This is a genomic window from Pantoea agglomerans (assembly GCF_020149765.1).
GTDB lineage: Bacteria > Pseudomonadota > Gammaproteobacteria > Enterobacterales > Enterobacteriaceae > Pantoea > Pantoea alvi.
Genome location: NZ_CP083809.1, coordinates 1539390 through 1565359, shown reverse-complemented (window position 1 = coordinate 1565359; position 25970 = coordinate 1539390). Strand labels below are relative to the sequence as shown.

At 63.5% G+C, this 25970-nt stretch carries 24 protein-coding genes; 4 read left to right on the top strand and 20 right to left on the bottom strand.

Features of this window, described 5'->3' with window-relative positions; all coding sequences use genetic code 11:
- Positions 1-38 precede the first annotated feature (38 nt).
- On the top strand, positions 39-1493 hold the full coding sequence (locus tag LB453_RS09980) for an AMP nucleosidase (protein WP_103796891.1): 1455 nt from the start codon (positions 39-41) through the stop codon (positions 1491-1493).
- Positions 1494-1568: 75 nt separating this feature from the next.
- Here LB453_RS09980 and LB453_RS09975 read toward each other — a convergent pair whose 3' ends face one another.
- Both LB453_RS09975 and LB453_RS09970 read right to left on the bottom strand, forming a co-directional pair.
- Entirely contained in the window at positions 1569-2159 is a 591-nt protein-coding gene (locus tag LB453_RS09975) for a hypothetical protein (RefSeq protein ID WP_224481714.1), read from the bottom strand.
- 321 nt (positions 2160-2480) lie between these two features.
- Positions 2481-3779, bottom strand: coding sequence for an NCS2 family permease (locus LB453_RS09970; protein WP_224481713.1), 1299 nt, complete (start codon positions 3777-3779; stop codon positions 2481-2483).
- Positions 3780-4207: 428 nt separating this feature from the next.
- On the opposite strand from LB453_RS09970, the gene LB453_RS09965 reads away from it, so the two are divergent.
- Positions 4208-4942: a winged helix-turn-helix domain-containing protein gene (locus LB453_RS09965; RefSeq protein ID WP_103796889.1), complete on the top strand. Its 735-nt coding sequence runs from the start codon at positions 4208-4210 to the stop codon at positions 4940-4942.
- 30 nt (positions 4943-4972) lie between these two features.
- On the opposite strand, the gene LB453_RS09960 is transcribed toward LB453_RS09965, so the two are convergent.
- From LB453_RS09960 to LB453_RS09950, 3 genes are all read right to left on the bottom strand, one after another.
- Complete coding sequence (locus tag LB453_RS09960) at positions 4973-5911, bottom strand: ABC transporter substrate-binding protein (protein WP_103796888.1); 939 nt, start codon at positions 5909-5911, stop codon at positions 4973-4975.
- A gap of 69 nt (positions 5912-5980) precedes the next feature.
- Positions 5981-6961 (bottom strand): ABC transporter permease subunit, encoded by a 981-nt coding sequence (locus LB453_RS09955; protein WP_103796887.1) that lies wholly within the window; start codon positions 6959-6961, stop codon positions 5981-5983.
- A gap of 13 nt (positions 6962-6974) precedes the next feature.
- A complete protein-coding gene (locus LB453_RS09950) occupies positions 6975-8489 on the bottom strand; it encodes a sugar ABC transporter ATP-binding protein (RefSeq protein ID WP_224481712.1) in 1515 nt (504 codons plus the stop codon).
- Positions 8490-8631: 142 nt separating this feature from the next.
- Here LB453_RS09950 and LB453_RS09945 point away from each other — a divergent pair, with 142 nt between their 5' ends.
- Positions 8632-11208: an ATP-binding protein gene (locus LB453_RS09945; protein ID WP_103796885.1), complete on the top strand. Its 2577-nt coding sequence runs from the start codon at positions 8632-8634 to the stop codon at positions 11206-11208.
- Here LB453_RS09945 and phnE (LB453_RS09940) read toward each other — a convergent pair.
- The 14 genes from phnE (LB453_RS09940) to phnF form a co-directional block, all read right to left on the bottom strand.
- On the bottom strand, positions 11162-12046 hold the full coding sequence (gene phnE / locus LB453_RS09940) for a phosphonate ABC transporter, permease protein PhnE (protein WP_224481711.1): 885 nt from the start codon (positions 12044-12046) through the stop codon (positions 11162-11164). The two genes, LB453_RS09945 and phnE (LB453_RS09940), sit on opposite strands and share 47 nt — an antisense overlap.
- Positions 12043-12903, bottom strand: a complete 861-nt coding sequence (gene phnE, locus LB453_RS09935) for a phosphonate ABC transporter, permease protein PhnE (protein WP_224481710.1) — start codon at positions 12901-12903, stop codon at positions 12043-12045. The genes phnE (LB453_RS09940) and phnE (LB453_RS09935) overlap by 4 nt, the downstream gene beginning before the upstream one ends.
- 280 nt (positions 12904-13183) lie before the next feature.
- Positions 13184-14110: a phosphonate ABC transporter substrate-binding protein gene (phnD, locus tag LB453_RS09930; RefSeq protein WP_103796882.1), complete on the bottom strand. Its 927-nt coding sequence runs from the start codon at positions 14108-14110 to the stop codon at positions 13184-13186.
- 26 nt (positions 14111-14136) lie between these two features.
- Entirely contained in the window at positions 14137-14967 is an 831-nt protein-coding gene (gene phnC / locus LB453_RS09925; RefSeq protein ID WP_103796881.1) for a phosphonate ABC transporter ATP-binding protein, read from the bottom strand.
- Between the two features lie 83 nt (positions 14968-15050).
- Entirely contained in the window at positions 15051-15821 is a 771-nt protein-coding gene (gene phnP / locus LB453_RS09920) for a phosphonate metabolism protein PhnP (protein WP_103796880.1), read from the bottom strand.
- On the bottom strand, positions 15818-16354 hold the full coding sequence (phnN, locus tag LB453_RS09915) for a ribose 1,5-bisphosphokinase (protein ID WP_103796879.1): 537 nt from the start codon (positions 16352-16354) through the stop codon (positions 15818-15820). Before phnN ends, phnP begins: the two co-directional genes overlap by 4 nt.
- Positions 16354-17490: an alpha-D-ribose 1-methylphosphonate 5-triphosphate diphosphatase gene (gene phnM, locus LB453_RS09910; protein ID WP_103796878.1), complete on the bottom strand. Its 1137-nt coding sequence runs from the start codon at positions 17488-17490 to the stop codon at positions 16354-16356. The genes phnN and phnM overlap by 1 nt, the downstream gene beginning before the upstream one ends.
- Positions 17487-18191 carry a phosphonate C-P lyase system protein PhnL gene (gene phnL, locus LB453_RS09905; RefSeq protein WP_103796877.1) on the bottom strand — a complete coding sequence of 235 codons (705 nt, stop codon included), beginning with the start codon at positions 18189-18191 and terminating at the stop codon, positions 17487-17489. Before phnL ends, phnM begins: the two co-directional genes overlap by 4 nt.
- A 14-nt stretch (positions 18192-18205) precedes the next feature.
- The gene (phnK, locus tag LB453_RS09900) at positions 18206-18967 is read right to left on the bottom strand and encodes a phosphonate C-P lyase system protein PhnK (protein ID WP_103796876.1); all 762 of its coding nucleotides are present in this window, start codon (positions 18965-18967) and stop codon (positions 18206-18208) included.
- Positions 18957-19805: an alpha-D-ribose 1-methylphosphonate 5-phosphate C-P-lyase PhnJ gene (locus LB453_RS09895; protein ID WP_103796875.1), complete on the bottom strand. Its 849-nt coding sequence runs from the start codon at positions 19803-19805 to the stop codon at positions 18957-18959. Before LB453_RS09895 ends, phnK begins: the two co-directional genes overlap by 11 nt.
- Positions 19798-20874 (bottom strand): carbon-phosphorus lyase complex subunit PhnI, encoded by a 1077-nt coding sequence (locus tag LB453_RS09890; protein WP_103796874.1) that lies wholly within the window; start codon positions 20872-20874, stop codon positions 19798-19800. Before LB453_RS09890 ends, LB453_RS09895 begins: the two co-directional genes overlap by 8 nt.
- Positions 20874-21449 carry a phosphonate C-P lyase system protein PhnH gene (gene phnH, locus LB453_RS09885; RefSeq protein WP_103796873.1) on the bottom strand — a complete coding sequence of 192 codons (576 nt, stop codon included), beginning with the start codon at positions 21447-21449 and terminating at the stop codon, positions 20874-20876. Before phnH ends, LB453_RS09890 begins: the two co-directional genes overlap by 1 nt.
- On the bottom strand, positions 21449-21895 hold the full coding sequence (gene phnG / locus LB453_RS09880) for a phosphonate C-P lyase system protein PhnG (RefSeq protein ID WP_103796872.1): 447 nt from the start codon (positions 21893-21895) through the stop codon (positions 21449-21451). The genes phnH and phnG overlap by 1 nt, the downstream gene beginning before the upstream one ends.
- Positions 21895-22608, bottom strand: coding sequence for a phosphonate metabolism transcriptional regulator PhnF (gene phnF, locus LB453_RS09875; protein WP_103796871.1), 714 nt, complete (start codon positions 22606-22608; stop codon positions 21895-21897). Before phnF ends, phnG begins: the two co-directional genes overlap by 1 nt.
- A gap of 318 nt (positions 22609-22926) precedes the next feature.
- On the opposite strand from phnF, the gene LB453_RS09870 reads away from it, so the two are divergent.
- Positions 22927-25083 carry a putative bifunctional diguanylate cyclase/phosphodiesterase gene (locus tag LB453_RS09870; protein ID WP_103796870.1) on the top strand — a complete coding sequence of 719 codons (2157 nt, stop codon included), beginning with the start codon at positions 22927-22929 and terminating at the stop codon, positions 25081-25083.
- A gap of 37 nt (positions 25084-25120) precedes the next feature.
- Here LB453_RS09870 and LB453_RS09865 read toward each other — a convergent pair whose 3' ends face one another.
- Positions 25121-25963: an oxidoreductase gene (locus LB453_RS09865; RefSeq protein ID WP_103796869.1), complete on the bottom strand. Its 843-nt coding sequence runs from the start codon at positions 25961-25963 to the stop codon at positions 25121-25123.
- Between the last annotated feature and the right edge of the window lie 7 nt (positions 25964-25970).

Here is a 25970-nt window from a genome sequence, read left to right as displayed (position 1 = left end):
AAGCTGTGGGGAAGGATCGCTTAATATCAGGAGAGCTTATGCCTACACAACGGAACGGCCTTACCCGCCAGCAGGCGCTGGATGAACTGGAGCGTCTGTATGACAACGCGGTGAACGCGCTGCGCGCGGCGATAAAAACCTATACCGAACAGGGCACGCTCCCCGAGGCGGAAGCGCGTCGCCAGGGACTCTTTGTCTACCCCGAGCTGCGCATTACCTGGCGCGGCGAAGGGCCGCAGCAAAACCGCACGCGCGCCTGGGGACGCTTTACCCATACCGGCAGCTACAGCACCACCATCACGCGTCCGGCGCTGCTGCGTCACTATCTCAGCGAACAGCTGGCGATGCTGGAAAAAGAGTATGAGGTTGAGATTCAGGTCGGCCCGTCCAGCCAGGAGATCCCCTATCCTTACGTCATCGACGGTTCCGATCTGTCGCTGGACCGCACCATGAGCGCCACTATCGCGCGTCACTTCCCGACCACTGAGCTGTCACAGATTGGCGATGAAACCGCCGACGGTCTGTTTAATCCGGACGCGGTTTTCCCTTTGTCTCACTTCGATGCGCTGCGCACCGACTTCTCTCTGGCACGCCTGCGCCACTACACCGGTACCTCGGTAGAGCATTTCCAGCCGTTTGTGCTGTTCACCAACTACACGCGCTATGTGGATGAGTTTGTTCGCTGGGCAACAGAGCAGGTGCGCGATCCCGCCAGCGACTATGACAGCCTGGCCTGCGCGGGCGGCGCGGTGATCACCGCCGAGACGGCGGAGAGCGATGCGGCGATGCTGGATCTGGCGTGGAAAAAGCATCAGATGCCCGCCTGGCATCTCACCTCGCCTGGCCGCCGCGGCATCACGCTGGTAAATATCGGCGTCGGCCCGTCCAACGCCAAAACCATCTGCGATCACCTTGCGGTAATGCGACCGCACGCCTGGCTGATGATCGGCCACTGCGGCGGCCTGCGCGAAAGCCAGCGCATCGGCGACTATGTGCTGGCGCACGCCTACCTGCGCGACGACCACGTGCTCGACAGCGTCTTACCGCCCGATATTCCGGTGCCAAGCATCGCGGAAGTGCAGCGCGCGCTCTATGACGCTACCAAAGCAGTGAGCAATATGCCGGGAGAAGAGGTTAAGCAGCGTCTGCGCACCGGCACCGTGGTAACGACGGACGATCGCAACTGGGAGCTGCGCTACTCCGCCTCGGCGCTGCGCTTTAACCTGAGCCGCGCGGTGGCGGTGGATATGGAGAGCGCCACGATTGCAGCACAGGGCTATCGGTTCCGCGTCCCTTACGGCACGCTGCTCTGCGTCTCGGATAAGCCGCTGCATGGCGAAATCAAGCTGCCAGGGCAGGCAAACCGCTTTTATGAAGGGGCGATTTCAGAGCATCTGCAAATTGGCATTTGCGCGGTAGAGCTGCTGCGCGCCGAAGGAGATAAGCTGCATTCACGCAAGCTGCGTACCTTTAACGAACCGCCGTTCCGTTAATGGTTCAGAGCACGGGGACCACCGCTCGTGCTCTGCCTTAACCCGATGTAGAGAGACGCAGCAGGTTTCGTCTCTCTACCTCATCCAGAATTCTCTCGCCAGCCAGCCGAGCACGGCGAGCACAGCTGGCACCATCAGCGTCCAGGTAATGCGATCGTTAAGGCGGTCAAACTTTTCGTCGACGCGCTCAAACTTTCCGTCCAGGCGCTCAAACTTCTCGTTCATACGTTCAAACTTTTCGTCGACCCGCTCAAACCTTTCATCAATACGCTCAAACTTTTTGTCAACGCGTTCGAACTGTTGATGAATCCGCTCAAAGTGCTTGTCAATGGCGGCAAAATTATTGTCGACCTGCCCGCTCCAGTCACTGACGCGCGCAAACCTCTCATCAATACGCGCAAACTGGGCTGCCGACTGGGCGAAGCCTTCAAGCATTTCACATCGCATCCTGAACTGTTCGGTACGCAGGCCTTCAACATCCGTTTTCGTGGCGAAATGTTGCGAACGTTCGGTCAGTACCGCCAGGTCTGTTTTTATCTGTTGCGTATCCAGCTCAAGCCGCTCAACGCGTTTGGTCAATCGCTCCACAGGATCGCCTCCTGATTGCTGAAGAGGGATGAGGGGACAGGCAAACCTGCGCGGAAGAGGGCTTAACGGCAGTTCCATACTATTCTCTCCTTTCCCTGTTACGCCTTACAGTCACGTCACCGGTGCGTCCCCAGACTGTTGGGTATTTAACCAGATTACCGCCCAGTAAACATTCCCCGTTCCGCTAATTCGGTTATAAATGGCGATCGATGCGCCTCTCGAATTAGCGCTGGCAGGGTAGCGCTGCGCCAGCAGAGTTAACACCCTTTCTGACCCATTCTGGAAGCCGCTACGCAAACGTACAGGAGCAGGACAAAAAAATGCGCGCAAGACGGTTTACGTCTTGCGCGCAGCTAAAGGATAAAACCGCACCAGCCTGCGCCGGCGCGGCGATCGCTATCAGGCGCTGAGCCAGCCCAGCTTGATCACGAACAGCAGTGAAAGGATCACCAGCGCCGCATTGATCTCTTTCGTGCGGCCGCTCAGCAGCTTCACCACCGTCCAGGTGATAAAGCCGAAGGCGATGCCGTTGGCGATGGAGTAAGTCAGCGGCATGGTCAGCGCGGTAACGGTGACCGGCGCCGCGGTAGTAATATCTTTCCAGTCAATCTCCGCCAGCCCGGAGGTCATCAGCACCGCGACAAACAGCAGCGCCGGCGCCGTCGCGTAGACCGGAACGCTGCCCGCCAGCGGCGAGAAAAACAGCGCCAGCAGGAACAGGATAGCGACCACGACCGCCGTTAAGCCGGTGCGTCCGCCCGCGCTCACGCCAGCTGCAGATTCCACATAGCTGGTGGTGGTCGAGGTACCGAGCAGCGAGCCAAACAGCGCCGCGGCGCTATCGGCCACCAGCGCGCGCCCCATCTTCGGGATATTGCCCTGCTCATCCGCCAGCCCGGCGCGTTTAGTCACTCCCAGCAGCGTACCGGTATTGTCGAACACGTCGACAAACAGAAAGGCGAAAATCACGCTAACCAGGCCGACGTTAAAGGCGCCGGCGATATCCAGCTGCATAAAGGTAGGCGCGATAGAGGGCGGCACGGAGAAGATGCCAGCAAAGGGCGACAGGCCGATGCCCATCGAAATAAAGGTGATCAGCAGGATGCCAATCAGCACCGCGCCGGTGACGCGACGTGCCTCCAGCACCACAATCACCACAAAGCCCAGCAGCGCCAGCAGCGGGCCCGGCTTCGTGAGATCGCCCAGACCAACCAGCGTTGCCGGGTTATCCACCACGATGCCCGCGCCTTCCAGCGCGATCAGCGCCAGGAACAGCCCGATGCCCGCCGCAATCCCGGCGCGCAGCGGCAGCGGAATGCTGGCGATAATCCACTCGCGAATTTTAAAAATCGACATCGCGAAGAAGATCACCGCCGACAAAAACACTGCGCCTAGCGCGATTTGCCAGGTGTAACCCATATGCAGCACGACGGTATAGGTGAAGAAGGCGTTCAGCCCCATGCCGGGCGCCAGCGCGATCGGGTAGTTGGCGATCAGCCCCATCAGTACCGATCCGATCGCCGCCGCCAGACAGGTGGCAACAAACACCGCGCCTTTATCCATCCCGGTTGCGCCCAAAATGCTGGGGTTAACAAACAGGATATAGGCCATCGCCAGGAAGGTGGTGATCCCGGCGACCACTTCGGTGCGAACCGTCGTGTTATGCGCTTTTAGCTTGAATAGTTTTTCTAACATCATCATCTCTCAAGAGCGGAGACGGCACGAATGCGCGTTCTCACTTGCCAGTGTGGGTTACATGCTGATTATTGTGGTACCGCACGACGCGCCGCTGCATGCTGACGGACGCTGTCGTCACGCCCTGAATCTCCATAAGGCCTGAAGTCATAGCAAGCGCTATGCCAGCGGGAAACGCAATCGTTTACCTCGCCAGGCCCGGCATTTTCTAAGAGAAATCTGAACCAAAACAAGGCGCGATTATGGTGCATTGCCCCGCTTCCGCGCAATCGTTTTCATCGCTTCCTCTGCGCTGCGCAAAATTCTGCGCCAACGCACGCTTCAGCAAAGCCGAAGGCGATATCGCTCACGTTTCCATCGCTTGTCAGGGCGGCGCAAATCGCGCCGTGTACACTCTTGTTAACCTTTTTTTAACCTTGAGGTCGCCCTGCATGAAGCCCGCCATTCTGGTTATCGATGATGATAAAGCCGTCTGCGAACTGCTGCAGGATGTGCTGAATGCGCAACAGTTTAGCGTTTACTGCTGCCACTATGGCCGGGACGCGCCGGCGCTGCTGGCGCAGCACGGCGATATCGCGCTGGTGATGCTGGATATGATGCTGCCCGATACCAACGGCCTGCTGGTGCTGCAACAGCTGCAGCGCCAGCGCCCCGATCTGCTGGTGATCATGCTGACCGGCATGGGCTCCGAAGCGGAAATGGTGGTCGGGCTGGAGATGGGCGCGGATGACTATATCGCCAAGCCTTTTAATCCGCGCGTGGTGGTGGCGAGAGCGCGCGCGGCGCTGCGGCGCGGCGGACGGCTGATATCGCCGGAGACGGTGGAGAGCGGCTGGCGCTTTAACGGCTGGCAGCTGGATGAGGCGCGCTGTCAGCTGCTCAATCCGCAGCGCGAAGCGGTGCCGCTGACGCAGGGTGAATATGCGCTGCTGCGCGCGCTGGTGCGCCACGCGCGCAAGGTGCTGACGCGCGATCAGCTGCTGGAGCTGACCCACGGCGAAAGCCTGGACGTTTTCGATCGCACCATCGACGTGCTGATAATGCGACTGCGGCGCAAAATCGAAACGAATCCGCATCAGCCCAGTTTGATCCGCACTATTCGCGGCCTCGGCTATGTCTTTTCCGCCGATGTCACGCGTCCGGAAGCGGTCCGGCTGAGCGCCTGACGGGGCGAACAGCCGGGCGCGCGCCCGGCGCTATTTCACCGTCCAGCCCTTGTAGCTGCCCACATTGTCGCGATCGATCAGGGAAACCGGGATCAGCACCGGCTTATCGGGCGCCGGTTTGCCCTGCAGAATGTCATAGCCGATCTCCACCGCTTTTGCCGCCATCACCTGTGGATCCTGCGCCGGCGTAGCGACGAACAGCGAGTTCTTACGCTTCAGCGCCTCTTCGCCGTCGGGCGATCCGTCGACGCCGACAATAAAGAATTCGTTGCGCTGTGCCTGTTTCGCCGCCAGATCGGCACCGATCGCCGTTGGATCGTTGATAGCGAACACCGCATCCACCTTCGGATTGGCCGACAGCAGACCCGTCATCACTTCCAGCCCCCCTTCACGGCTGCCCTTGGCGTTCTGGTTCCAGGAGAGCAGCTTGATCTCAGGATGGCGTTTCAGCTCGGTCATACAGCCCTCAACCCGGTTCTGCACGGCGGAAACCGGCGGGCCATTGATAATCAATACGTTGCCCTTCTCCTTCAGGCGATCGGCGATATATTTACAGGCCATCTCCCCCGCCTGGGTGTTGTCTGAGGTAATGGTAGCGTTGGCGCCGTCAGCCGCCACGTCGACCGCCACCACCACGATGCCAGCGTCGCGGGCGCGTTTCACCGCCGGCGCGATGCCTTTGGAATCGGCGGCGTTCAGAATAATCATGTCGACTTTCGCCGCGATAAAGTTATCGATCTGCGCCACCTGCTGGCCCAGATCGTAGCCGCTGGAGACCAGCGTCACGTTGACCTTGTCGCCCGCCAGCTCACGCGCTTTCATCTCCGCGCCTTTGGTAATCTGCACGAAAAACGGGTTGGCGAGATCGCCGACGGTGACGCCGATGGATTTAAGATCTTTCGCCTGAGCGAAGGAGGCGCTGAACAGCGTTGCCGCCAGCAGCCCGGTTACGATCGGATTAAAACGCATAGATCTTCTCCTGCTGTTATTAGAATCGCCAACGGCTGAATGGCGGAGGGTAAAAAGAGGGCGCCGCGCTCAGGAGACGTGGTGCCGGGTGCGATATTTGTCGATCAGCACCGCAATAATGATCACCGCGCCTTTGATCACCAGCTGCCAGAAATAGGAGACCCCCATCAGCGTCATGCCGTTGTTGAGCGTGGCGATAATCAGCGCGCCGATCAGGGTGCCGGTAATGGTGCCGATGCCGCCGACGAAGCTGGTGCCGCCGAGGATCACCGCGGCGATGGCGTCCAGTTCATAGCCGACGCCGAGGTTGCCGTTGGCGCTATAGAGACGCGACGCCGACATCAGCCCGCCTAGCCCGGAGAGCAGCCCGCTCATGGCGTAAACGAACAGCAGTACCGCGCTGACCTTAATCCCGGTGAGACGCGCCGCCTGCATATTGCCGCCCACCGCGTAGATATGAACGCCCAGCGTGGTGCGGCGCAGGATAAACCAGCAGACGGCGATCACCGCGAAGGCGATAACGATCAGCCAGGGCACCGGGCCGAGATAGCCGTTGCCTATCCATTCAAAGCTGATATCGGAGTTAATCACCGTGGTGCCGTTTGCCAGCAGATAGGCGGCGCCGCGCAGCGCCGTATAGGTGCCAAGGGTAACGATAAAAGGCGGCAAGCCGGCCCAGGCGACCAGTATGCCGTTAAACAGCCCCATCACCAGGCCAGCGCCGAGCGCCATGGGGATAGTCATGCCGGCGAGCATGGGATCGAGCGAGGCAACCATCGCCACCACCGCCGTGGTGCCCAGCATTGAGCCCACCGAAAGGTCGATGCCGCCGGTGAGGATCACAAAGGTCATACCGGCCGCCAGCACGATATTAATCGAGGCCTGGCGGGTAATATTGAGCAGATTGCCCTCGGTGAAGAAGTTCGGCGCGACAAAGCCGAACACCACCACAATCAGCACCAGAATCGGCAGAATGCCGACGGTTTGCAGCATGTCGCCTATCAGCGCCCGCTTAACGGTGGGCGGTTTCGCCCGCGTGGTTTCTGTCATCGCTCTCTTCTCCTTATATTTCCAGCGGCGAGGCGGTATGCGCCCCGGTGGCCAGCGTCATAATGTTTTCCTGGCTGATCTGCTCTTTATCCAGCTCACCGGCGATGGTGCCTTCGCGCATCACATAGACCCGATCGCTCATGCCGACCACTTCCGGCAGCTCGCTGGAGATCATCAGGATCGCCACCCCCTGCTGCGCCATCTGGTTCATCATGCGGTAGATTTCGCTTTTGGCGCCGACGTCAACGCCGCGCGTCGGCTCATCGAGGATCAGGATGCGCGGCCCAATCGATACCCAGCGCGAAATCAGCAGCTTCTGCTGGTTGCCGCCGGAGAGGCCCCCCGCCCGCACCTGCGCATGCGGCACGCGGATGTTAAGCGTGGCGATGGCGTCGCCGGCGATCTTTCTTCCTTTGCGTCGGTTGAGCAGCCCGTAGCTGGCGTCGCGCTCCAGCGTCGCCATCACAATGTTCTCCTGCGCCGCCATCTCCAGAAACAGCCCCTGCTCTTTGCGGTTTTCAGTGAGAAAGCCGATGCCACGCGCAATGGCGTCGCGCGGCGAATGGATTGTCACCTGCTGCCCGTCAATCCAGATCTCGCCGCCGCTCGGCTTACGCACGCCAAAAATCAGCTGCGCCAGCTCGCTGCGTCCTGCGCCCACCAGCCCGGCGAGCCCGACGATCTCGCCGGCGCGCACCGCCAGGCTGCTCGGCCGCACCTTGCCGCCGTCGGTAAGATGATTGACCGCCAGGCGAATATCGCCGAACGGGATGGTGCGATCCTTGTTAAAGAGATCGCTGAGCGGACGGCCCACCATCATGCGCACCAGCTCGCTGGCGTTAAGCGTGTCGCGGGTCAGGCTGCCGACATACTGCCCGTCGCGCAGCACGCTGACGCGATCGGAGAGCTCATAGACCTCCGCCATACGATGGCTGATATAGATAATCGCCATGCCTTCCGCGCGCAGGCGCTTGATGAGCGCGAACAGCTGCTCGGTTTCGCGGTTGCTCAGCGCGGCGGTGGGTTCATCCATCACCAGAATGCGGCTGTGGCGGTGCAGCGCGCGGGCGATTTCAACCTGCTGCTGTTCGGCGATGCTGAGGCGGCTGACGCGGTCGGTGGCGCTAAACTGCGCGCCGAGCCGATCGATCACCTGCTGCGCCTCCTCGGCCATCTGGCGACGCCGAATCAGCCCGCCGCGCGTGATTTCGCTGCCGAGAAAGATGTTCTCCGCCACCGTGAGGTTGGGGGCCAGATTGATCTCCTGATAAATCAGGGTAATGCCTGCCGCCAGCGCCTCTTTCGGCCCTCTGATCACACAGGGGCGACCGTCGATCAGGATCTCACCGCTGGTGGCGCTGTAGGCGCCGGCGAGGATCTTCATCAGGGTACTTTTGCCTGCGCCGTTCTCCCCCATCAGCGCGTGGATTTCGCCAGCATAGACCGTCAGATCGACGCCCTTAAGCGCATAAAACTGGCCGAAGCGCCGCGTGATTTCGCGCATTTGCAGAATCGGTGTGGCTGTCATGGGCCGCTCCAGATAACCGTGGTTAGGGCTGAGTAAAGCAACGCCAGATAAATGGAAAATGTCAGCGGCCGTTCATATTTGTCATAAATGCGCCCGGGCCGCGCCCTATACTCGCCTCACTGAGGGCGGGCGGAGGCGCGATATGCGGCATCAACATCTCTGGCAGGCGGGCGCGCGCGGCCGCCTGCTGCTGTTTAACCTGCTGGTGGTGTGCGTCACGCTGATGGTGAGTGCGGTAGCGATACTTGGCTTTCGCCACGCCGGGCGCATTCAGGAGCAGGCGCAGGCGCAAACCCTGAGCGATATGAGCGCCAGCCTGGCGCTGGCGCGCGATACCGCCAGCGTCGCCACGGCGGCGGTGCGCCTGTCGCAGGTGGTGGGCGCGCTTGAGTATCAGAGCGAATCGCAGCGACTCCAGCAGACGCAACAGGCGCTGCAGCAGTCGCTGTCGCTGCTTGCCTCGGCGCCGCTTGCCGCGCGTCAGACGGCGCGGGTGGCGCGCATTCGCGCGCGCAGCCTGATGCTGGAGCAGACCATCACGCAGCTGCTGATCAACGGCCATCAGCGCCACCTGCAGCGCAACGCCCTGCTCAGCGGCCTGTGGCAGTCGCAGCTGCTGCTTGACCATATTAACCAGCTCGCGGTGCGGCGCGGCCCTCCGGCGGCGCTGCGCCAGCAGACCGAGCGCTTGCTGGCGGCGGCGATCCGCACCCCGTCTCCGGTTGCGGTGGTCGATCAGCTGCAGCAGGTGATGGCAGCATGGCGGCCAGAGGCGGGCGAGGCGGTGCTGGATGAGAAAATCGCCCGCCTGATCGCGACCCAGCAGTCGCTGCGGCCGCTGGCGGAACGGCTGGCGGAGAACGATCTGGCTATCGCCTATTCCACCTACCGCATCAAAGCGCTGGTGGCGGCGCTCAACGACGACATCACCGCCTGCGTGCAGCAGGTGGCGCAGCAGAGCGAAATGCGCAGCGCGGAAACCCACCGCGAACTCAACTCGGTGATCCTGTTTATCGCGCTGTTCGCCCTGCTGGCGCTGGCGATCACCGGCTATGCCGGGATCTATATCTACCGCAATCTCGGCTCCAGCCTGACCGCCATCGCCGACGCCATGACGCGGCTGGCGCAGGGAGAGAAGCGCGTTGCGGTGCCGGGCCTGCAGCGGCGCGACGAACTGGGCGATCTGGCGCGCGCCTTTAACGTTTTCGCCCGCAATACCGCGTCGCTGGCGCACACCTCCCGCCTGCTCAAGGAAAAGAGCAGTCAGCTTGAGTCCACCTTTCTGGCGATGCGCGACGGCTTTGCGCTGTTTGATAACCACGGCCAGCTGGTGGTGTGGAATGCGCAGTATCCCCAGCTGCTGGGGCTGCCCGAACAGGCGCTGCATCGCGGCCTGCACTATCGCCAGCTGCTGAAGCGGGTGGGCGTGGATCTGCAGCATCCGGGCGAGCCGCAGGAGGTGCGGCTGGCGGATGGCCGCACGCTGGAGCTGCGCTTTAGCCCGGTGCCGCGTCGCGGCATCGTCAATACCGTGCTGGAGCGCACCGCGCGCAAGGCGCTGGAGGAGGCGCTGGTACACAGCCAGAAGATGAAAGCGGTTGGCCAGCTGACCGGCGGCATCGCGCACGACTTCAATAACCTGCTGGCGGTGATTATCGGCAGCCTGGCGCTGACCCAGGGGCAGCTGCCGCCGGGCAGCCTGGCGAGCCGCATCGACCGCGCCCGTCAGGCAGCGGATCGCGCCGCCCTGCTCACCCAGCGGCTACTGGCCTTTTCGCGCAAGCAGGCGCTGCATCCGCGCGCCGTGTCGGTGACGCAGCTGGTGGAGGAGCTGCAGAACCTGCTGCAGCACTCGCTGCTGCCCGGCCAGCGCCTGACGGTCGAGGCGCCGCGGCCCGGCTGGCTCGCCTGGATCGACGCCAGCCAGCTGGAGAACGCACTGATGAATCTGGTGGTGAACGCGCGCGACGCCATGCAGCAAAAAAGCGGCGAGATCCGCCTGCGCATCGCCAGCCAGCAGCGCGAACAGGGCGAGCGCGTAGTGATTGAGGTGATCGACCAGGGCTGCGGCATGACGCCAGAGGTGCGGGAACAGGTGTTCGAGCCCTTTTTCACCACTAAAGAGACCGGCAGCGGCAGCGGGCTGGGGCTGTCGATGGTGTATGGCTTTGTGCGCCAGTCAGGGGGCCAGATTGAGATCGACACCGCGCCCGGCCAGGGAACCACCGTGCGTCTGCTGCTGCCGCGCGCCCCAGAGAGCGCCGTCGCCCCCGCGCCAGCCGCGCCGGTGGTGCCATCCGCCCCGTGCGATAAGCTGATTCTGGTGCTGGATGACGAACCGGCGGTGCGCCAGACGCTGTGCGAGCATCTGCACCAGCTTGGCTACGTGACGCTGGAGTGCGCCAGCGGCGAAGAGGCGCTGGCGCTGCTGCGGCAGACCCCCGATATCGATCTGCTGATCAGCGATCTGATGCTGCCCGGCGGGCTGAACGGCGCCGAGGTGATCCGCCAGGCGCAGCAGCAGTGGCCGCAGCTGGCGACGCTGCTGATCAGCGGGCAGGATCTGCGCCTGCAGCCGGTGGCGCTGCCGCTGTGCGAGCGGCTGGCAAAACCCTGGCGCAGCGCGCAGCTGGCGCAGGCGCTGGCGCGCGCCTGGCAGCGCAGCGAGCGCCTCAGTCGCGCGCGGCAGGCTGCCAGAGCGGCACCGGCTTGCCGCTGATATAGCGCTTACGCAGGCGGCTGGAGAGCGCATCCATAATCATCACCACCGCCACGAGGATCAGGGTTAAAAACATCACCACGTCCCAGTTCCACAGGCGCATATTCTCGGCGTAGACCAGCCCGACGCCGCCCGCGCCGACAAAGCCCAGCACCGCCGCCGAGCGGGTATTGGATTCGATCTGATAGAGGCTGAGCGCCAGGAAATGGGGAAACGACTGGGTAAAGATGCCGAAGCGGTGCTTCTGCAGGCTGTTGGCGCCGACCGCACTCAGACCGCGGCTCGGCGAGCGCTCTACCGCCTCGTGCCCTTCCGAGTAGAGCTTGCCCAGCAGACCGACATCCTGCATCACAATCGCCAGCACGCCCGCCAGCGGCCCCATGCCGACGGCGCGCACAAAAATCAGCCCCCATATCGCCATATCGATGCCGCGCAGCAGATCGAGCAGGCGACGCACCGCCCAGGCGATGGGCCGCATGGCGCGGTCGTGCATCACGTTGCGCGCGGCGAAAAACGACAGCGGCAGCGCGATAAGGGACGCGGTCAGCGTCCCGGCGAAAACGATCGCCAGCGTGATACCGATTTGTGAGAAATAGTAGCCAAACGGCCAGTTAACAAAATCGTGCCAGACGAACATACGCAGAAAATAGCGTCCCAGCTGCTGGGCGCCCAGCGCGGCGCGGCTCCACTCAATGCCGTAAAACTCAAAGAAGTAGAGGTAGTAAAGCAGAATGGCCGCCGCCGCCAGCGCGAGTCGCCGCAAATAGCGCGGCTGCGCGGCGAACAGCCCGCCATTTTCCCGTCTGATTTTGCCGATATCCGGCGCCAGCGACATCATGATGCTCCCTCCACGACGCGGCGGCGCAGCCGGCCGGAACAGCTGTCCAGCAGCGACACCACCAGGATAATCAGCAGCAGCGTGATGCTGACCTGATCGTAACGATCGAGTTTGATATTGGTCATCAGCTCCTGGCCGATGCCGCCCGCGCCCACCAGCCCCAGAATGGTTGATGAGCGAAAGTTGATCTCCAGCCGCATAAAGCTGTAGGAGAGAAAGATCGGCTTCACCTGTGGCCAGAAGGCGAAGCGCATGCGCTGCAGCTTGCTGGCGCCGCAGGCGGCCAGCCCGCGCACTGGCTTATCGGAGGCGCTTTCAATCGCCTCGTAGAAGAGTTTGGTCAGGCTGCCAATGGTGTGCAGCACCAGCGCTAGGAAGCCGGGAATGGCGCCGATACCGAACGCCATCACGAACATCACCGCCCAGGCCAGCTCCGGCATGGTGCGCAAAAAGGCGACAAAGGCGCGAATGGCAACGCGCAAACCAGGCGGGGTTTGGGTGTTATCGGCGGCAAAAAAGGCCAGCACGGCGGCGATACAGACCGCCACAACGGTGGATGCCAGCGCCAGCTGCAGGGTTTCCCAGATGAGCGGCAGCTGGAAATGGAGGCGGTAGCCCCAGTAAGCGAGCGATCCTTCGGTCTTCACGCCGTCGAACAGCGTGGCGACGTGCAGCACCGGCAGGGTTTGCCACAGGTAGTCGAAGAAGTGCGGCAGCGATAGCCACAGCGTGGTCAGGCTGAACTCTGACAGGTTGCCTGCGACGAGGTAGAGCGTCACCAGCACCAGCGACCAGAGCAGCGTGTCGCGTTTCTGCTGGCTGCGGATGCGTTGGTAGTAGCGTTCGAAGTCAGTCAAAAGTAGATTCCTGCGTAATAAAAGAATTTTGAGCGTGCAACAGGCAGATTCTCAGGCCGCAGATCGGCTTACTCAGCGGGGTACAGGGTGAGAAGAGCAACGCGGCCCGCGCAGGGACAAAAACGCCGCGAGCGTTGTTGAACAGCGCAGCGCGCTGGCCCGGTAACGGGCGCACCTCAAGGATGAGGTGCGTATCCGCGCGGGCCTGGCCGGCAGGGATGCCCTCCCCTGCGTCTTTGCGATCTCACCCTGTTACCCGCATCAGCGCCGGGTAACGCCCTTAGCCGCGCTGCCCTTTCGCCAGATCGCGCTTCATATCGATAATATTCTGATAGTCCGCCACTGACGCCGGGCCAATATGCTGCGCGCCGCCCACGGCCTTCACGAAGCAGGCGTGCTGCTCTTTATCCAGCTTCTTAATCGTCTCGACCACTTTCTGTTTGAAATCGGCGGGCAACTTATTGCTCACCAGCAGCGGGCCGTTGGGGATCAGCGGCGACTGCCAGATAATGCGGATCTGCTTCATCAGATCGGGGTGATCCATGCGGATCAGGCGACCAAAGGCGCCAGCGCTGTAGCCGCTGTTATAGTCGCCCACCAGCGAACTCCAGGTCACCGCGCCGTCGAACTGATTGTTCAGCACGCCGAGGATGTCCTGCTCGTGGCCGCCGGAAAAGGTCACGCTGGAGAAGAAGCCGTTGTACTTGTCATCCACGCTGCCGCCGAACTGCTTTTTAAACGCCTGGTTCGGCATCAGGAAGCCGGAGGTGGAGTCCGGGTCGGCCATGCCAAAGGATTTGCCCTTCAGGTCTTCCAGCTTCTTATAGGGGCTGCTGTTTTTCACAATCACCACCGAGTGATAGCCTTTCGAGCCATCTTTGTCATCCACCAGAATGCCGACGATATCCACGGCTTTGGCATCCTGCAGGTAGACCGAGGCGTAAGAGGCAGGCGACATGCTCAGCACCATATCGATCTTGCCGCCCAGCAGTCCCTGAATAACGCCGGCGTAGTCGGAGGAGTTGCGCAGCTTCGTGTCGACGTTGAGTTCCTTATCAAAAAAGTCCTTCACGCACTGGTTATCGCCAATCTGCTGGGTGGCGTTCTGCCCGCCGAGAATGCCCAGATTCAGCTCTTTCGGTGCATCCGCTGCGTTCACGCCAAAGGTCACTACGCTGGTCAGTAATGCTAATAAAGTCAGTTTCATTCGAGTTTTGTCTCTTGCCGTGGAGGTTAGTGAAGCTGATTGATTTCATCGCCGTAGAGCTGTTGCAGCAGGCTGTCGGTCAGGTGCGCCGGATGGCCGTCGAACAGCACTCTGCCGCGCTGAATACCGATGACGCGCGTGCAGTAGCTTTTCACCAGCTCAACCGAATGGAGGTTTACCATCACGCTGATGCCCTGCTCGCTGACCTGGCGCAGCACATCCATGATGCGTTTGGTATTTTTGGGATCGAGCGACGCCACCGGTTCGTCGGCCAGCAGGATTTTCGGGTTCTGCATCAGGGCGCGGCAGATGGCCACGCGCTGCATCTGCCCGCCCGACAGGTTCTCGGCGCGCTGCAGCGCCTGCGGCAGCATATTCATCCACTGCAGCAGTTCGATAGCATGGGCGCGGTCGCTGTCAGAGAAGACTTTAAAAAAGGATTTCAGCGTTGAGGTCTGGCTAAGACGGCCCAGCAGCACGTTGGTCAGCACATCGAGGCGCGGCACCAGGCAGAAGTCCTGAAAAATCATGCCGCATTCGCTGCGCCACTGCCGCAGCTGACGGCTGCTGAGGGTCAGCAGGTTGCGCTCGGCTTCGCCGTTGCGCAGGCTGTAAACCGCCCCTTCAGAGGCGTCGATGGTGCCGTTAAGCATATGCAGCAGCGTCGATTTGCCTGCGCCCGAGCGGCCGATCACGGCGACCATTTCTCCCGCATGCAGATCAAAACTGACATTGTCCAGCACGCGGTTCTCGCCCCAGCGCTTGCCCAGCCCCTGCACCGACAGCACCTTCTCTGCTGGCGGGCTAAGGGGCGCGCTGCTGTTGTCCACCACGGTTCTTAACAGTGCCTGTGCCATGATTCACTCCGTATGCGTTGACAAGGTGTAAGTTGACGCCTATTACGGCCCGGCGTGATGACTCTCTGATGACAGCGAGATGATCAAACGGTGACAGGGTCGTCCGCGCTCAGCGACAGCGTTATGCCGTCGGCAGCCGCGAAGAGAGACGGAGGCAAAGGATTGTTTGCTAACCAGTTATCCATCTGATGCGACAGATGCGTCAGCCAGGCGCGCCGCGGCGCAAGCCGCTCGACAATCGCCAGCGCGCGCGTCAGATCGTTATGGTTGCGCGCAGCGGGCGACGGCGGATCGTTGCAGTCGATCACCAGCTCATCGATGCGCTGGCCGGTGAGAAAATCGTCGGTGTCGGGCGGCAGGCCGCAGGTATCGCACAGCCAGGCGAGCCGCGCGCCGTGCCAGTCAAACAGGTAGCCGTGCGTCAGCTTTGAGTGCTGCAGCGGCAGCGGCGTCACCTGCAGCGCGCCGAAAAGATGCGGCACAAAGGGCGTCAGCGACGGGCGAAAATCGAGCAGGCCGGGATGCTTAAAGAGATCGTCGCAGCCCCGCTCGTCCGGCGGCCCCCAGACGGGGATCGCCGCCCCCAGCCCCCAGCGCAGCGCAAACAGCCCCTGTACGTGATCCATATGGTAGTGGGTCAGCAAAATGCGCGACAGCTCGCCGGGCGCGAAGCGCTCCGCCAGCAGCGGCAGTCCGGCGTCGAGCAGGATGCGCTCGCCCCCCGCCTCGATCAGCGCGCTGCAGGGGGCGCGTCGCCTTTTGGCGTCGGCGCGCGCCCGCATGCAGGCGGCGCAGTCGCAGCCGAAAAGCGGCGCGGCGGTCACCCCGCCGGTACCGAGAAAGGTCAGCTTCATGGCAGCGGCTCCAGCAGCTGGCGCAGCTGCAGCAGGGTCTGCGACAGCGCGCCGTTGTTGTTCAGCAGGTAGCAGCCCGCCGGCGGCGCGTGCGCGGCGCGATCCAGCCGCCGCGCGATCTCGCTCTCGCTCTCACGCCCGCGCTGGCGCAGACGCGCCGCCAGCACCTCCGGCGCCACCGTCAGGCAGAGCGGCAGCAGCCGCGCGCCGTAGCGTGCCTGCGCCTGCGGCAGATGGTGGCGCGAGCCGTTGACCAGCACCTGGTGGCCGCGCGCCAGCCAGAGGTCGATCTCCAGCCCGAGGCCGTAGTGCAGGCCGTGCGCCGTCCAGCGCAGGGCAAACAGCCCCTGCGCCGCGCGGCGCGTGAACTCCGCTTCGGTCAGGGCGATATGGTTCTCGCCGCCCGCGTCCGCCGCCCGCGTGATATAGCGATGCGCGATCAGCAGATTCGGCGGCGGCGCTTCGCGCAGCGCGTTGAGCAGGCTGTCTTTGCCCGAGCCTGACGGCCCGATAAGCCAGATCAGGCGCGCCATCAGTAGACCTGCCTGCCCTGCGACCAGACGTGACGAATATGCGGATGGCCGTGGTCGGTATGCGCCAGCACCAGATCGGCGCGGCGGCCTTCGGCGATCGTGCCGCGATCCGTCAGGCCGAGGGCGCGCGCCGGATTGCACGTCACCAGCGCCACCGCCTGCGGCAGCATAAGCGGATTACGCTCGTCGGCGGCGAGGCGGAACGCCGCGTCGAGCAGCGATGCCGGATAGTAGTCGGAGGAGAGAATATCGAGCAGCCCCTCCGCCGCCAGCGCCCAGGCGGCGACGTTGCCGGAGTGAGAGCCGCCGCGCACGATATTGGGCGCGCCCATCAGGATCTGCATCCCTCTGGCGCGCGAGGCGCGCGCCGCCGCCAGCGTGGTGGGAAACTCGGCGATGGCGCTGCCGACGCCGTGCGACTCCTCAACGTGCGCCTCGGTGGCGTCGTCGTGGCTGGCAATGGCGATATTGCGCGCGCGGCAGAGCGCGGCGATCCCCTCGCGGTTCGGCTGCGACCACTGTGCCGCCAGCGTCAGCTGCTCCTGCTCAAAGGCATCCATCTGCTGGTCGTTGAGCGCGTATTTGCCCTGGTAATATTCGCGGTACTTCTCCAGCGAGGCGTACTGCCGCTGGCCCGGCGAGTGATCCATCAGCGACACCAGCGACAGCTCCGGGGTGCTCATCAGCGCCTCGAACAGCGGCAGCGTGGCGTGATGCGGCAGCTCGCAGCGCAGGTGCAGCCGATGCTCGGCGCGGTTCAACCCTTTGCGGTTGCTGTCGCGGATGGCGTTGATCATTTTGCTCAGGTTATCGAGACGATGGCCGCCGTCGCGCACGTCGCCGACGCCGATGGCGTCCAGCACCGTGGTGATGCCACTGGCCACCATGAGTGCGTCGTGGCTGCTCATCGCCGAGTGGGCGGGCCAGTCCACCTTCGGCCGCGGGGCGAAAAACTTATCGAGATTGTCGGTGTGCAGCTCCACCAGGCCGGGCAGCAGATAGCCGCCCTCGCCGTCCAGCGCGCCGGGCTGGCGGCTCGGGGTTTCGCTAAAGCTGGCGATCAGGCCGTCACGCATCTCCAGCGATCCCGCCACCAGCTCATTTTCCAGAATCAGATGAACATGGTTGATAATCATGCTTCCGCTCCGCTGTTAACCGGCTGCATAACGTGCAGGCGATCCGCCACCCGTTCGCGCACCGCTTCATCGTGAAAAATGCCGACAATCGCCGCGCCGCGCGCGCGCGCCTGCTCGATCAGCTCCACCACCGCTGTGCTGTTGGCCTTATCCAGCGAGGCGGTCGGCTCGTCCAGCAGCAGCACCGGATAGTCGGCGATAAAGCCGCGCGCGATATTGACGCGCTGCTGCTCGCCGCCGGAGAAGGTCGAGGGGGCCAGCGACCAGAGGCGCGACGGCACGTTAAGCCGCGTCAGCAACTCTTTTGCGCGCTTCTCGCAAAAGGCGCGCGCCACGCCGCGCTCCAGCAGCGGCTGCATCACGATTTCCAGCGTCGGGACGCGCGGGATCACGCGCAGAAACTGACTGACCCAGCCGAGGGTGTCGCGGCGCATCGCCAGCATTTGACGCGCCGGGGCGTGCGCCATATCGATCCATGCGCCGTCGTGGCGCAGCCAGATATGGCCGCTGTTGGCCTGATAGTTGCCGTAGAGCGCGCGCAGCAGCGTCGATTTGCCGCTGCCGGAGCGGCCGTGCAGCACCACCACCTCCCCCGCAGCCACCTCAAGCGAGGCGTTTTGCAAAACCGGCAGTTCAGCCCCTCCCTGGTTGTGCAGCACAAAGGTTTTGCACAGATTCTCGACGCGCAGTTGTATGTTCATGGGGTTATCCGTCATTAGTTGAGCACCGATGAAACCAGCAGCTGGGTATAGGGATGGTGAGGATCGTCCAGCACGCGGTCGGTCAGGCCGCTCTCCACCACGCGGCCCTGCTTCATCACCAGCAGCCGGTGCGCGAGCAGGCGCGCCACGCCGAGATCGTGGGTGACAATAATCACCGCCAGATTCAGCTCGCGCACCAGGGTGCGCAGCAGATCGAGCAGGCGCGCCTGCACCGACACGTCCAGGCCGCCGGTCGGCTCGTCCATAAACACCAGCTTCGGCTGGGTAACCAGGTTGCGGGCGATCTGCAGGCGCTGCTGCATGCCGCCGGAAAAGGTGGTGGGCAGATCGTCGATGCGGCTGGCGGCGATCTCCACCTCCTGCAGCCAGCGGCCCGCCTGGGCGCGGATATCGCCGTAGTGGCGGTTGCCTACCGCCATCAGCCGCTCGCCGATATTGCCGCCCGCGGTGACCTGGGGGCGCAGCCCGTCAAGGGGGTGCTGATGCACCACGCCCCATTCGGTCCGCAGCAGGCGGCGGCGATCGCTCTCCGACAGTGCGTAGAGGTCGCGCTGGCGGTAGAGAATGCTGCCCTGCTGCGGCGTCAGGCGCGCGGAGAGGCTGCGCAGCAGCGTGGTTTTGCCGGAGCCGGACTCGCCGACGATGCCCAGCACTTCGCCGGGATAGAGATCGAAACTCACGGCTTCGAAGCCTTTGCCCGGCGCGTAGAGGTGCGTCAGGTTATTAACCGCAAGCAGCGGCTGTTCACTGTGCATGTTGCTGTTCCTGCTGCTGATGGCAAAAGTCGGTGTCGGAGCAGACAAAAAGACGCGTGCCCCGATCATCCATCACCACTTCGTCGAGATAGCTGTGGCGCGAACCGCACAGGGCGCAGGGCTCCTCCCACTGCTGCACGGTAAAGGGGTGGTCCTCGAAATCGAGGCTCTCGACTTTGGTATAGGGCGGCAGCGCATAGATACGCTTTTCACGGCCTGCGCCGAACAGCTGCAGCGCGGGCATCATATGCATCTTCGGGTTATCAAATTTCGGGATCGGCGACGGGTCCATCACGTAGCGATCGTTAACCTTTACCGGATAGGCGTAGGTGGTGGCGATATGGCCGTAGCGCGCGATATCTTCATAGAGCTTCACCTGCATCACGCCATACTCCTCCAGCGCGTGCATGGTGCGGGTTTCCGTTTCGCGCGGCTCAATAAAGCGCAGCGGTTCAGGGATCGGCACCTGGAAAATCAGGATCTGATCCTCCGCCAGCGGCGTCTCCGGGATGCGGTGGCGCGTCTGGATCAGGGTGGCGTCGGTGGTGCGCTCGGTGGTCGCCGCGCCGCTGACGCGCTGAAAGAAACGGCGGATCGACACCGCGTTGGTGGTGTCGTCCGCCCCCTGATCGATCACCTTCAGCACGTCGGCGTCGCCGATAACGCTGGCGGTGATCTGAATGCCGCCGGTGCCCCAGCCGTAGGGCATCGGCATCTCCCGTCCGGCGAACGGCACCTGATAGCCGGGGATCGCCACCGCTTTCAGGATGGCGCGGCGGATGGCGCGCTTAGTCTGCTCGTCGAGATAGCCGGAGTTATAGCCGCTCAGTTCAGCCATGATTGCGCTCCTCGTGCTCCTGACGCAGGCGCTTCAGCAGCGCCAGCTCCGCCTGAAAATCGACGTAGTGCGGCAGTTTAAGGTGAGAGACGAAGCCGGCGGCCTCGACGTTATCGGCGTGCGCCAGCACAAACTCCTCGTCCTGCGCCGGGCTGGTGACGCGCTCGTCGTGCTCGCGGGTTTGCAGCGCGCGATCCACCAGCGCCATCGCCATCGCCTTACGCTCGGCGCGGCCAAATACCAGCCCGTAGCCGCGGGTAAAGTGCGGCGCCTCTCTGCCCTGGGTGGTGAAGCCGTTGACCATTTCACATTCGGTCAGCAGCACTTCGCCGATCTCCAGCTCGAAATCGAGCTCATCCGGACAGATGCTGACGCTGAGGTAGCCGGTGCGGATCTCCCCGGCGAAGGGATGGGTGCGGCCGTAGCCGCGCTGGGTCGAGTAGCCGAGCGCCAGCAGAAAGCCTTCATCGCCGCGCACCAGCTGCTGCAGGCGCGCCGCGCGCGACGCCGGGAAGCCCATCGGTTCGCGGGTGATATCCACCGGCTCGCTGCCGTCGTCAGTTTCCCGCGCCGCCAGCCCTTCATCGCTCATCATGGTGAACATATGGGGACAGCGCGCGGCCAGCGCCTCGTCGGCGCGCGGCGCGGCCGGGGCGTCGCCGTTGGCCAGCAGCGTAAAGTCGAGCAGGCGGTGGCTGTAGTCACAGGTCGGGCCCAGCACCTGGCCGCCAGGCAGATCTTTATAGACGGCGGAGATGCGGCGCTCGAGGCGCATGTCGCCGGTCGCCAGCGGTGCGCTGTCGGCGAGGCGCGGCAGCGTGGTGCGGTAGGCGCGCAGCAGGAAAATCGCCTCCACCAGGTCGCCGCTCGCCTGCTTGATCGCCAGCGCCGCCAGCTCGGGATCGTAGATGCCGCCCTCGGTCATCACGCGGTCGACCGCCAGGCCAAGCTGCTGCGCCACCTGGTCGCAGCCCAGCTCCGCCACCTCGCGCGCGCCGCGCCGCAGGTCCGCCTGCAGCTGATGGGCATTGGCAATCGCCTTCTCGCCTCCTTTAACGGCTACGTACATCAGCACACCTCCACGCGGGTGGTGCGCGGCAGCGCCATCATCGCTTCGCCGCAGGTGAAGATAAGATCGACCCCCTGCGGAAAGGGATGCGGACGGTTGCGCAGATAGTCCAGCACGCTCTCCGGCAGCTGTGGCGCGATAGCGCGCGTCTCGCGCAGGCCCGGCCCGGAGAGGCGCAGCGTCAGCCCGCCGTTAAGCGACGGCACCTCAATAATCAGCGTGGTGCTCTTTTCCGGCGCCAGGTTGTCCCCTGCGGCGAACGCCGCCGGGCGGGGGCTGCTGGCGGCATGGCTCAGCGCAAACGGGGCGTCGCGACTCTCGCTCAGCGGCGCACCGGTATGGAAGCGCAGGTTGCTGCGCAGGATGGGGTTATCGACCTGCGGATCGATCCACAGCGGACTCTCCTGATCCACCAGCGTCAGCAGCACCGCGGTCGCGGCGGGCGACAGCGCGCCCCAGCCCTGCGCCAGCGGCAGCGAGACCATCACGCCCGGCTCGCTCATCGCTTTCAGAATGCGGCGGAAGGCGCGCTGCGCATCGGCCACCGGATGGTTAAAACTAGCCAGTAAAGTCATCAGTTATCTCCGCGAACCAGCGTAAAGAAATCTACTTTCGAGCTGGCGATCTCGCGCGCCCGCAGCTGGCGCTGCTCCTCGCGCAGGGCCGCCAGCGGCGTTATCACTTTTTCGGTCAGCAGCGCGTGGGTCTGCGGCTGCTGCAGCAGCGCGTCTATCAGGGCGCAGCGCTCGGCGTGCGCCTTGTCGCGGCCCAGCACGTAGCTGTAGCCAAGCGTGCCGTCCTCCAGCTGCACCACGGCGCGCGTCACGGTGGCGTCGCCCATAACAAAGCGCTTGCCGCTGGCGCCCATGCGCGCCATCAGCCGCGTCAGGCCGATTTCCGCCGGACGGATCAGCGAGAAGCGCGGCGAGAGGCGCAGCGCCTGCCAGTGCTGCGCCAGCGCCGACGCGCTGCTGTGCGCCAGCACCGACAGCCACTGCTGTCGTTGGGTTATGCTTTCCATCAGTGCTCCAGGGTCAGTTCGATCATATCGCCGCGCGTCAGGCTGACGGAGTACTCCGCCAGCGCGCCGTCGCGGGTGCGGTTCAGGGTGCGCACGCAGAGCAGCGGCGCGTGCAGCGCGATCTCCAGCAGGCGGCACTCTTTGGCCTGCGCGCGGCGCGTGCTGATGCGGGTCTGGCTGCGGGCCAGCTGGTGGCCGCCGTGCTGCTGCAGAAAGTCGTGCAGCGAGCCGCTGCTGAAGCGCTGCAGCGCCGGCCACCAGTTCAGATCGGGCAGAAAGTGGTTAATCACGCAGACCGGCATGCCGTTCACCCGGCGCAGCGTACGCAGATGGATCACGCTGTCGCCCTCGGCCACCCCCAGCGCGCTGGCGACGTCGGCGCTGGCCGGCCGCAGCACCGCCAGCAGCCGCTCGCTGGTGGGATGGCTGCCCTGCTCCATCAGGTTCTGGCTAAAGCGCGCCTGCGCATGCAGCGGATAGTCGTAAGGGCGCATCAGCACCAGGATGCCAACGCCGTGACGGCGCTGCAGCAGACCTTTGTTGACCAGTTCGTCTACCGCGCGCCGCAGCGTGTGGCGGTTGACCTCATAGCGCTCGGCCAGCTGTTGTTCGGAAGGCAGATAGTCGCCGCTGCGGTAGTTCTCGCGCAGCGCCTGCTCCAGCTGCGCGGCGACGGCCTGGTAAACAGTGGTCGGATGTCTGGATATCTCCATCTTGAACAGATCCTCAACCTTGACTGAGTGGGGAGCGCAGCGGTCAGCCCGGCTGCGTGTTGGCCACTACCTTGACCTGCAGAGATGACAGGATGGTGACCGTGCAGTGACGCGACGATGAATTCCACCCGGTGGCGCTCAACGGAGCAGCGAAATGCGGGGCGATTAATTAACGCTGCTGAACGGTTTGACCTGCGTATCCACATCTGTATTTTTTAGTGCGTAATCAGTCACAATCTTGCACCTCCTGTGACGTGCAGGCTGAGGGATTTCTGCCAGGCTATTAACTGACACAGGATGACGACGTGAACAGGTAAAATGATTAACAGCGCCAAACTTTCCGCGGGCTTTCGCGGCAGTTTTATTCGTGAAGTGTTGTTGCCGCTGGCGGCGATCCTGCTCCTGACGCTGGCAGGGGCCGGAACCGGTCTGTTTCTCAGTACCGCAATCAGCAACCAGAAAGCGCTGGCGCAGCAGCAGCGAATGATTGAAGCCTCTTTTTCCCAGAGCCTGGCGGAACATCAGCGCCAGCTAAACAGCCTGTCGCGCTGGACGCCGCTGCAAACGCATCTCGACGCAGCTCAGCCCGACCAGCACTGGCTGGATGACAACGTAGGCCGCTGGCTCTATGAGATGTTCGGCCATCAGCTGATTATGGTTCTGGACGAGGGGCGTCGGCCGGTGCAGGCGTGGCGCAACGGCGCGCTGCTGCCCGAACCGGCGCGCGATGCTGGCGTGCAGACGATTTTAACCAGCGCGCTGCTGCGCGCCGCGCCGCAGGAGGCGGTGGATCTCGCCCGCGTCGACGGCCGCGTGGCGGCGCTGGCCATCGGCACCATTCACCATGCTGCGCAGAGCGCGCCGCGCTTTATGCTGGTCAGCCTGAAGTATCTCGACGACGGCTATCTTGCCGCCCTGGCGGAGCGCAGCCAGCTCAAGGGGCTGCACTACTCCGATCCCGGCGCGCCGCCCGTCGCCCCGGCGCGCTTTATGCTGAAGTCGCCAGCGGCCGGCGACGTCGGCTATATCAACTGGAGCCCGGCGCGGCCCGGCGCGGAGATGCTGCGCACCATCGGCCCCTCAACCGGCATCGCCGTGCTGGTGGTGATGCTGCTCTGCCTCTATATGGTGTGGCGGCTCTGGACCTCTTCCCTGAAGCTGTCGCAGTCGATGCTGAAGCTCGGCGCCAGCGAAGCGCAGGCGCTGCATCTGGCCTTTCACGACGTGCTGACCGGCCTGCCGAACCGCGCGCTGGTAGAGGATCGGCTGACCCAGGCGCTGGCGCTGGCGACGCGACACGAACAGCGCGTGGCGCTGCTGCTGATCGATCTCGACCGCTTTAAAAATATCAACGACACCTACGGCCATCACGCCGGCGACGAGCTGATTATCGCCGTCGCCCATCGTCTCGCCAGCCTGATGCGCCCCTGCGATACCGTGGGGCGCATCGGCGGCGACGAATTTCTGGTGGTGATGCCGGAGGTCGATAATATCGGACAGGTCGAGGCGCTGGCGCAGCGTATTCTCGAGGCGCTCAGCCAGCCCTTTCCGCTGTTTGGCGGCGAGGTGTGGAGCGGCGCCAGCATTGGACTGGTGCTGGCGCCGAAAGATGGGGTGGATCGTCAGGAACTGGTGCGCAAAGCGGACATCGCGCTCTATGAAGCGAAAAGCAGCGGGCGCGGCAAATATCGTCAGTTTGAACGGGTGATGGACGAGTCGATCCGCACGCGACAGAGCATCGCCGCCGACCTGCGCGTTGCGCTGCAAAACTTCAAGGGTCTGGCGGTCTGGTACCAGCCGCTGATGGATATCGACGGCAAAAATATGGTGGCCGTTGAGGCGCTGCTGCGCTGGGATCATCCGACGCGCGGCGCCATCCCGCCCGGCGATTTTATCGCTATCGCCGAAGAGACCGGGCTGATTATTCCGCTGGGGGAGTGGGTGCTGCGCGAGGCCTGCCAGACCCAGCAGCGCTTTGCCGATTTAACGGTGGCGGTAAACGTCTCGCCGGTGCAGTTCCGCGCCAGTGGCTTCGTCGCGCGGATGGTGGAGATCGTGCGGGAAAGCGGCGGCGATCCGCAGCGTATCGAGCTGGAGATCACCGAAGGGGTGCTGATTGAGGATGAGCATGAGGCGCGCGCCATTATTATCGCCCTGCGCGAGGCTGGCTTCCGCATCGCGCTGGACGACTTCGGCACCGGCTACTCCAGCCTTAACTACCTCAGCACCTTCCCGGTGGACAAAATCAAGATCGACCGCTCTTTTACCCAGTCGCTGGGCGTGGCGGAGAATTCCGTGGCGATTATTGAGTCGGTAGTCAAGCTGGGACATGCGATGGGGCTGACGGTGACGGCGGAAGGGGTGGAAACGCCGGGACAGATGAACGCCCTGGCCGATGCGGGCTGCAATCAGCTGCAGGGCTATCTCTTCAGCAAGGCGGTTCCGCTGGAACGGCTGGGCGACTGGATGCGCTAAAGCGGCGTGCGCGCTGGCAGCCAGCGCGCAGCCTCACTTATTCTGGAAAGTCGGTTTCCACCGAGGTCTGCTTCCAGGCTTCAATCTGCGCCAGACGCTCTTTCAGCTTCGCCGTGACCGCGTCATAGCCCCACGCGCCCATAACCAGATGGCGCGGCGGATTATCGTGCTCGGTTATGGCGATCATCGCCTGGGCCGCGCGCGCCGGATCGCCTTTCTGCGTGCCGCTGTTCTCAGCGGTCGCCTTCATGCGCGCCGCCGCGGTTTCCGCATAGTCTGGCAGTTTGCTGGGCGTCTGATGCAGCGAGCGGCCAGCCCAGTCGGTGCGGAACGGGCCCGGCTCGACGCAGGTAACGTGAATGCCGAGCGGCGCGGTTTCCAGCGCCAGCGAGTCGGACCAGCCCTCGACCGCGTGCTTGCTGGCGGAGTAGTAGCCGGAGCTGGCAAAGCCGATAAAGCCCGCCACCGAGGTGATGTTAATAATATGGCCGCGGCGCTGCTGGCGCAGGGTCGGCAATACCGCGCGCGTCAGGGCAAACAGGCCGAAGACGTTGGCGTCAAACTGGTCGCGAATCGCCCGATCCTCGCCCTCTTCCACCGAGCTCTGGTAGCCGTAGCCGGCGTTATTCACCAGCACGTCGATGGTGCCGAATTTTTCCAGCGCCGCCCTGACCGCGCTGTCGATGCTCTCCATGCGGGTGACGTCGAGCGTCACCGCCAGCGCGTTGCTGTGGCCCGCAACCAGATCGGCCACTTTCCCGGTGTCGCGCGCCGTCACCACCACATTAAAGCCGCGCGCGATGGTCTGCTGCGCCAGCTCACGACCAAAACCTGTCGAACATCCTGAAATAAACCACACCGGAGTGTTTTCTGTTGCCATGGGTGAC